6 protein-coding genes are annotated in these 6,218 nt (G+C 39.7%); 4 read left to right on the forward strand and 2 right to left on the reverse strand.

All coding sequences use genetic code 11. The annotated features are described in order from the left end of the window. The 4 genes from PX484_RS15810 to PX484_RS15825 all read left to right on the forward strand — a co-directional run. On the forward strand, positions 1-724 hold a 724-nt coding region (locus tag PX484_RS15810; RefSeq protein WP_288104671.1), incomplete at its 5' end, for a permease. Between the two features lie 24 nt (positions 725-748). Beyond that, positions 749-1,540, forward strand: a complete 792-nt coding sequence (locus tag PX484_RS15815; protein WP_287765732.1) for a TIGR03943 family putative permease subunit — start codon at positions 749-751, stop codon at positions 1,538-1,540. A 39-nt stretch (positions 1,541-1,579) separates the two neighbouring features. Next, positions 1,580-3,058 (forward strand): hypothetical protein, encoded by a 1,479-nt coding sequence (locus PX484_RS15820; RefSeq protein WP_287765734.1) that lies wholly within the window; start codon positions 1,580-1,582, stop codon positions 3,056-3,058. A 31-nt stretch (positions 3,059-3,089) separates the two neighbouring features. Beyond that, positions 3,090-4,466, forward strand: a complete 1,377-nt coding sequence (locus tag PX484_RS15825; protein WP_287669911.1) for an aldehyde dehydrogenase — start codon at positions 3,090-3,092, stop codon at positions 4,464-4,466. An 11-nt stretch (positions 4,467-4,477) separates the two neighbouring features. Here the strand turns inward: PX484_RS15825 and PX484_RS15830 are convergent, their stop codons facing one another. After that, positions 4,478-5,887, reverse strand: a complete 1,410-nt coding sequence (locus tag PX484_RS15830) for an isochorismate synthase (protein WP_287669909.1) — start codon at positions 5,885-5,887, stop codon at positions 4,478-4,480. Between the two features lie 235 nt (positions 5,888-6,122). Then, positions 6,123-6,218: 4Fe-4S binding protein (locus tag PX484_RS15835; protein WP_288104676.1), on the reverse strand; the 96-nt coding region annotated here is incomplete at its 5' end.

Here is a 6,218-nt window from a genome sequence, read left to right on the forward strand (position 1 = left end):
AATTAACCCGATTGTTATCTGGTCCACTTGGGTAGCTTTTCGCGATCAACCGGAAATTGTTTTCTATCGAGTTATCTTTTCTTTGTTCATCGCTACGGTTATCGGTATTATCTTTAGTATCCAAAAAGATCCCCGACCGCTCCTCCAAACCTCTTTGGCAAAAAGCCTCAATTGGCAACCGGAAACACCGGAAAAAGAATCTATCCCACTACTACTACAATCCGGTTCTTTTCTGATCGGTAATTCTGGCAAAACTTTGCGCTTAGATGAAAGTTTTGCCGCTACTGCTGTCCTACCAGCAGTGCAAGCAATCCCGATGAAAAGGCGCTGGTTAACTTTTCTGGAAAACGTGGTGATGGAATTACGCGAATTAGGAGGAGTGTTAATCTTAGGAAGTGCTATAGCGGCCGGTTTACAGGTGTTTGTTCCCCGGGAATTTGTTCTTAATTTGGGTCAGGATCCGATTACTTCGATCTTGGCCATGATGCTGTTAGCGGTAATTGTTTCGATTTGTTCCACGGTTGATTCTTTTTTTGCTCTCTCCTTTGCCTCTAGTTTTACCAGTAGTTCCCTACTGGCTTTTCTAGTGTTCGGTCCAATGATTGACCTGAAAGGTATTGGTTTAATGTTGTCTATTTTTAAACCGAGAATGTTAATTTATCTCTTTGCTTTAGCAGCGCAAATGACTTTTTTACTCACCTTGGCTCACAGTTATTTATTTTAGGTCAGTACCTGGATAGTTTTTCCCATGAATTCATCACGTCTAAAAATAATCGTCCCGCAATTTATCGATATTATTGCCCTAATCGGTTGGGGTTCATTACTATTTAAATACTGGATAACTGGACAGTTAAATTTACTGATCCATCCTAATTATTTTTTTCTGGTTCTCATCACCAGTATTGCTTTATTTATTCTGGGAATAGTCAAGCTTTGGACATTATTAAAGCAGTGGCAAAAAAAGATTAATTTAGATAGTAACGATAATCGATCGCATATTACCATTCTTCCTAAACATTTTGGCTCAGGTTTATTAGTAATAACTGCCCTTTTAGGTCTATTTATCGCCCCGCAGCCCCTCAGTAGTCAAATCGCATTACAGAGGGGAATTAGTGAATCTTTACCCCTAACTCGCGTGCAAACTCAATCCTTTGGCACTACCGTTAAACCAGAGGAAAAAAGTTTAATTGAATGGGTAAGAACTTTGAATGCTTACCCCGAACCTGATGCCTACACGGGACAACCGGTAAAAGTCACAGGTTTTGTGGTACAATTACCCCAACTACCCGATAATTATTTATTAATTAGTCGCTTTATTCTTACCTGTTGTGCCGTGGATGCTTATCCCGTGGGTTTGCCAGTGAAACTATCAGGAAGTCGCAGTCAATATCCCAATGACACTTGGTTAGAAATCACTGGAGAAATGACCACGGAATCCTTACCCGTAGAGGTGGGAAAATCAACCACCAGAAGACAATTAGTAATTAAGGCTAAATCGGTGAAATCTATACCCACTCCTGTGGATCCCTACGGATATTAACAGTTAACTGTTATCAGTTGTTTCTAACCATCTACTATAATGATCAAGACCTTACAACTACAACCGATTGATAAATTAGCGATAACATTAATTGTATCCCTAACTTTAGTAATTGGTGGCTTAATTTGGTTGGGTAATAGCTGTGGTAATCAATGTCTTTTACAAACTGGTCCAAGAGTCAAGGAATTTAGCTGGGAAAATCGAGAAATTGGTGCGGAAGATCAAGCATTTATTATCACTTTTGATCGCCCCATGGATCATGCTAGTGTAGAAAAAAATCTAGTGATCGATCCTCCGCTGCCGGGGAAGTTTAGTTGGGCCGGAAGACGATTAGCTTATACTCTCACTTCTCCCATTCCCTACGGAGAAAAATACCATCTGCAAATTGAAGGTGCGCGGGAACAATTTCCCAGCGGTAATCGATTAGGACAAACCCTAGCAATCTTTGAAAGAGAATTTAAAAGTCGCGATCGAGCTTTTGCCTATATTGGCACTAATGGGGAAGAACAGGGAAGATTAATTTTTTATAACCTGACCGAGGAGAAAAAAACCCTCTTAACCCCCGCAGATTTGACCGTTATGGCTTTTGAATTTTACCCTGATGGTAAAAAAATTCTCTTTTCGGCCGTGGCGAAAAATCAGGGAGTACAGGGAATTCGTGAACTGCAGCTTTACCAAGTTGATAGCAGTCAATCCCCTGCAAAAATTGAGTTAGTGCTAGACAATAAAGATTATCAAAATAATCACTTTGATTTAGCTAAAGATGGGGAAACTATTGTCGTGCAGAGAATTGAGCGCCGCAATCCGATTAACTTCGATTTATGGGCAGTTAAATTGGGGGAAAACCCCCAACAATTAAACATCCAAGGCGGGGAATTTTTGATTGCACCTGATAGTAAAACTTTGGCTGTCACCCAGGGGGAAGGAATTGCGCTTTTGCCTTTAAAATCAGAAACAAAACCCCTAGATTTTTTACCAAAATTTGGGCGAATTTTGAATTTTTCTGCTGATGGTACGGCTGCGGCAATGGTGAATTTTAATACTGATAATGCCAAAATGCGTTATATTCGATCGCTTTTTTATGTCAATAATCAAGGATTACAAAAACGCTTACTCAATCTACAAGGTTCGATTATAGATTGTCAATTTAATGCCACTGGTAGTGATTTATATTGTTTGTTAACTGAGTTAGTTACTAACAGTCAAGAGTACAAAGAAAAACCCTATTTTGCTAAAATAGATGTGAAGACTGGTCAAGTGACTCCCCTACTGGAATTAGCCGATTATCGTGATATTCACATTAGTTTATCTCCCGATAGTTTAGCGATTATTTTTGATCAACTTCGCACCAGTTATGATACTAATCCGACTAATCCCTTGACTACTGACTCAGGAGAAACAATTATCAGTGGTCGTTTGTGGATGTTAATTCCTCCCCTACAAGATGGAGTGAAAGCAAGTAAATCTGATTTAATGGAATTACCTCTAGCGGGAATTCGTCCCCAGTGGATGCCATAGAATTACCATCATTAACTTAGGAATTATTTCGATGCTGTCAAACTCAGAAAAATTAGCCAAATTGCGTCAGTATTTTGCCAGTGGTTCCACTCGTTCTTATCAATTCCGTCGTCAGCAGTTAGAGAAGTTAAAACAGGCAATCATTAAATATGAAGCAGAGATATATCGAGCTTTATATAGTGATTTAAAGAAAAGTCCCGAAGATTGTTGGATTACTGAAAATGGCTTCCTTTTGGTGGAAATTAATACCGCTTTAAAAAATTTGCGCTCATGGATGCAACCCAAAACCGTTAAAACTAATCTTTTAAATTTTCCCTCCTCCAGTCAGATTATTCAGGAACCTTTAGGAGTGGTTTTAATTATTGCTGCTTGGAATTATCCCCTCCAATTGTTATTAGTGCCTTTAGTCGGTGCTATTGCTGCTGGTAACTGTGCGGTATTAAAACCGAGTGAATTTGCCTCAGCGACGGAAAAATTAGTAGTTAAAATAATTGAAGAAATATTCCCAGAAGAATATGTGTTAATTGTCTCGGGAGATGGTGCGGAAGTAATTCCGAATATGTTAGACAGTTTTACCTTTGATCATATATTTTTTACTGGCAGTACAAGGGTAGGAAAAATTATTTATCAACTAGCGGCAGCAAAGTTAATTCCCGTTACTCTAGAATTAGGGGGAAAAAGTCCCTGTGTTATCGAAGCTGATGCTAATATTTCCGTGGCAACCCGTCGCATTGCCGTGACAAAATTCTCTAATTGTGGTCAAATGTGTATCGCAGCTGATTATGTTTTGGTACATCAATCCCAGCAGGAGAATTTGATCAGAGAATTAGCTAATACTATTGTTAATTTTTTCGGTGAGAATGCCAGATTAAGTGCTGATTATGGTAAGATAATTAATGAGAAACAATTTGATCGCTTGATTGACTTGCTCCAAGATGGTGAGATTGTTTTTGGAGGCAAAACCGATCGAGAAAATTTATATATTCAACCAACTTTATTAACTAATGTTTCCCTCGATGCTCCTATTATGCAAGGAGAAATATTCGGTCCAATTTTACCGATCATTGCCTTTAGCACTTTTGAGGAAGCTTTAGCAATTATTGCTAAAAACCCTAACCCTCTAGCTTTTTATCTGTTTACTACCAAGACAAAAACCGAAAAGAAATGGTTAGAATCAGTCCAGTTTGGGGGAGGTTGTATTAACAACAATAGTTTTCATTTTACTAATCCTAGTTTACCCTTTGGTGGTCGGGGAAATAGCGGTATTGGTAGCTATCATGGTCGTTTTTCCTTTGAGAATTTTAGTCACCAAAAAGCGATTATGAAAACACCTCTTTGGTTCAATCCCGCTTTAAAATATCCGCCTTTTAAGGGTAAATTAGGCTTATTTAAGTTATTAGTTCGGTGAAAAGCTATAGTTTAGGTTAAGGCTTTTAAGAGAGCTTGAAATTTAAGCTGAATTTCTGCTAGTTCTTTTTCCGGATCGGAACCGGCAACAATACCCGCACCGGCGTATAATCGCGCTCGATCGCCTTTAATTAAGGCCGAACGAATACCAACAATAAACTCACTATTATTTTGACAATCGATCCAACCCAAAGGAGCGGCATAAAGAGAGCGATCAAAGGTTTCATAATGACGAATTTGTGCTAAAGCGATCTCGGTGGGAACCCCAGCAACAGCAGGAGTGGGGTGTAGTTGGGCAACAATTTCGAGGGGATGGATGGAGGGTTTTAGTTTGGCATGGATAGGAGTCCAGAGATGTTGAATATTGGAGAGTTTTAACAATCTAGAAGGAGAATTTTGCGGATTTAAGCCAATTTGTCGCAGTTTTTGGTTAATAAACTCACTAACGGCCCGATGTTCCCGTTGTTCTTTTTCACTAGCGAGGAGTTTATTGGCAAAGAGAGCATCTTCGATCGCATTTTCTCCCCGGGGAGCGGATCCCGCTAAAGCATCGGTGATTAATTGCCCCTGATGGACAGTTAACAAGCGTTCGGGACTAGCGCCGATAAAATGATCTCCCCGTCCATTGCCGAGGGAAAAAGTGTAGCAATCGGGATGACGCTGACGCAAATTATCGAGACAGTTTACCAGATGAAAAGGACGGGGAGAAATCACGTCAAGAGCGTGAGCAAGGACAATTTTGCTCAAATTTTGAGCCTGGATAGATTGGAGTGCATCGGCAACAGCCGCTTGAAAATTATAGGTAGGATGAATATAGTAACTACAGGAATCCTGGTGGGGATTTTGTCGGCAATTGCTCGAGTTATTTTGGATAATTTTGAGGTTATTAATAGTTTCTTCGAGGGAGTTTTCTATTTCTTTTTCGCTGGTGATTAGGAGATTGGTCAGGAAAAAATATTCCGACTGTTTTTTGATAATTTGAAACTTAGGCAGGGTTAGGGTAGCTGAGGGAAAGGGGGTAGCTATTTCCGAGTCGAAAAAAGTGAAACTACAAAAGATGCGGGGAGTAATCTCGCTATAGTTATCAATTTTGATAATTCTTTGTTGACAGTTTTCAATAAATTTTTGAGCTTTTAAAAAACGTTGTTTACCGTGGAAAGTGGCAGTAAAGGCGATTCCGTAGCCGAGAAAAGCGGTTTCTTGTTCGGGATTTTCCCAATAACAATGGGTGGGATAGCTAGGGGCAATCCGAGAGAGAATTTCTAGGGGATCAAGGGGGGAAATTTTTTGACAAAAACTAACGATCGACGGATTTCCCTTTTCTGCGGCTAACAGTTGCGGGTTGAGGATAAAGTCATAGAGGCCGCGAAGATCAGCAATCGGACTATCAGGATAGGAAAGGCGAGGAACGGCAGAAGTCATGTCAAGTTTTTTGTATTTTTTGCAAAAAAACCATGATTAATGGTATGTAATCCCCACAGATGTGGCCAGAGTCAAGGCTCTCTTTTTAACTATGATATCGGAGAAAGGGTCTTTAGGCAGAAAAGGAGCGAGATATTTGTGACGATTAACCGCGTTGGAGACAAATGAAGGCTTAAAATCTCCAGAGATGGCTATTATTTAAATGGGCAAAAAAATTAATTTAATAACTGCTACTTTACAAGTTTGTGGAAATTGCCGCCACGGGACAAGTGGGGATACATTGTTCACAAACCACACAACGGGAACGCAAAAACTTAAGACGAAAACTTTC

The organism is Microcystis sp. M49636_WE2 (assembly GCF_030065375.1).
Lineage (GTDB): Bacteria > Cyanobacteriota > Cyanobacteriia > Cyanobacteriales > Microcystaceae > Microcystis > Microcystis aeruginosa_C.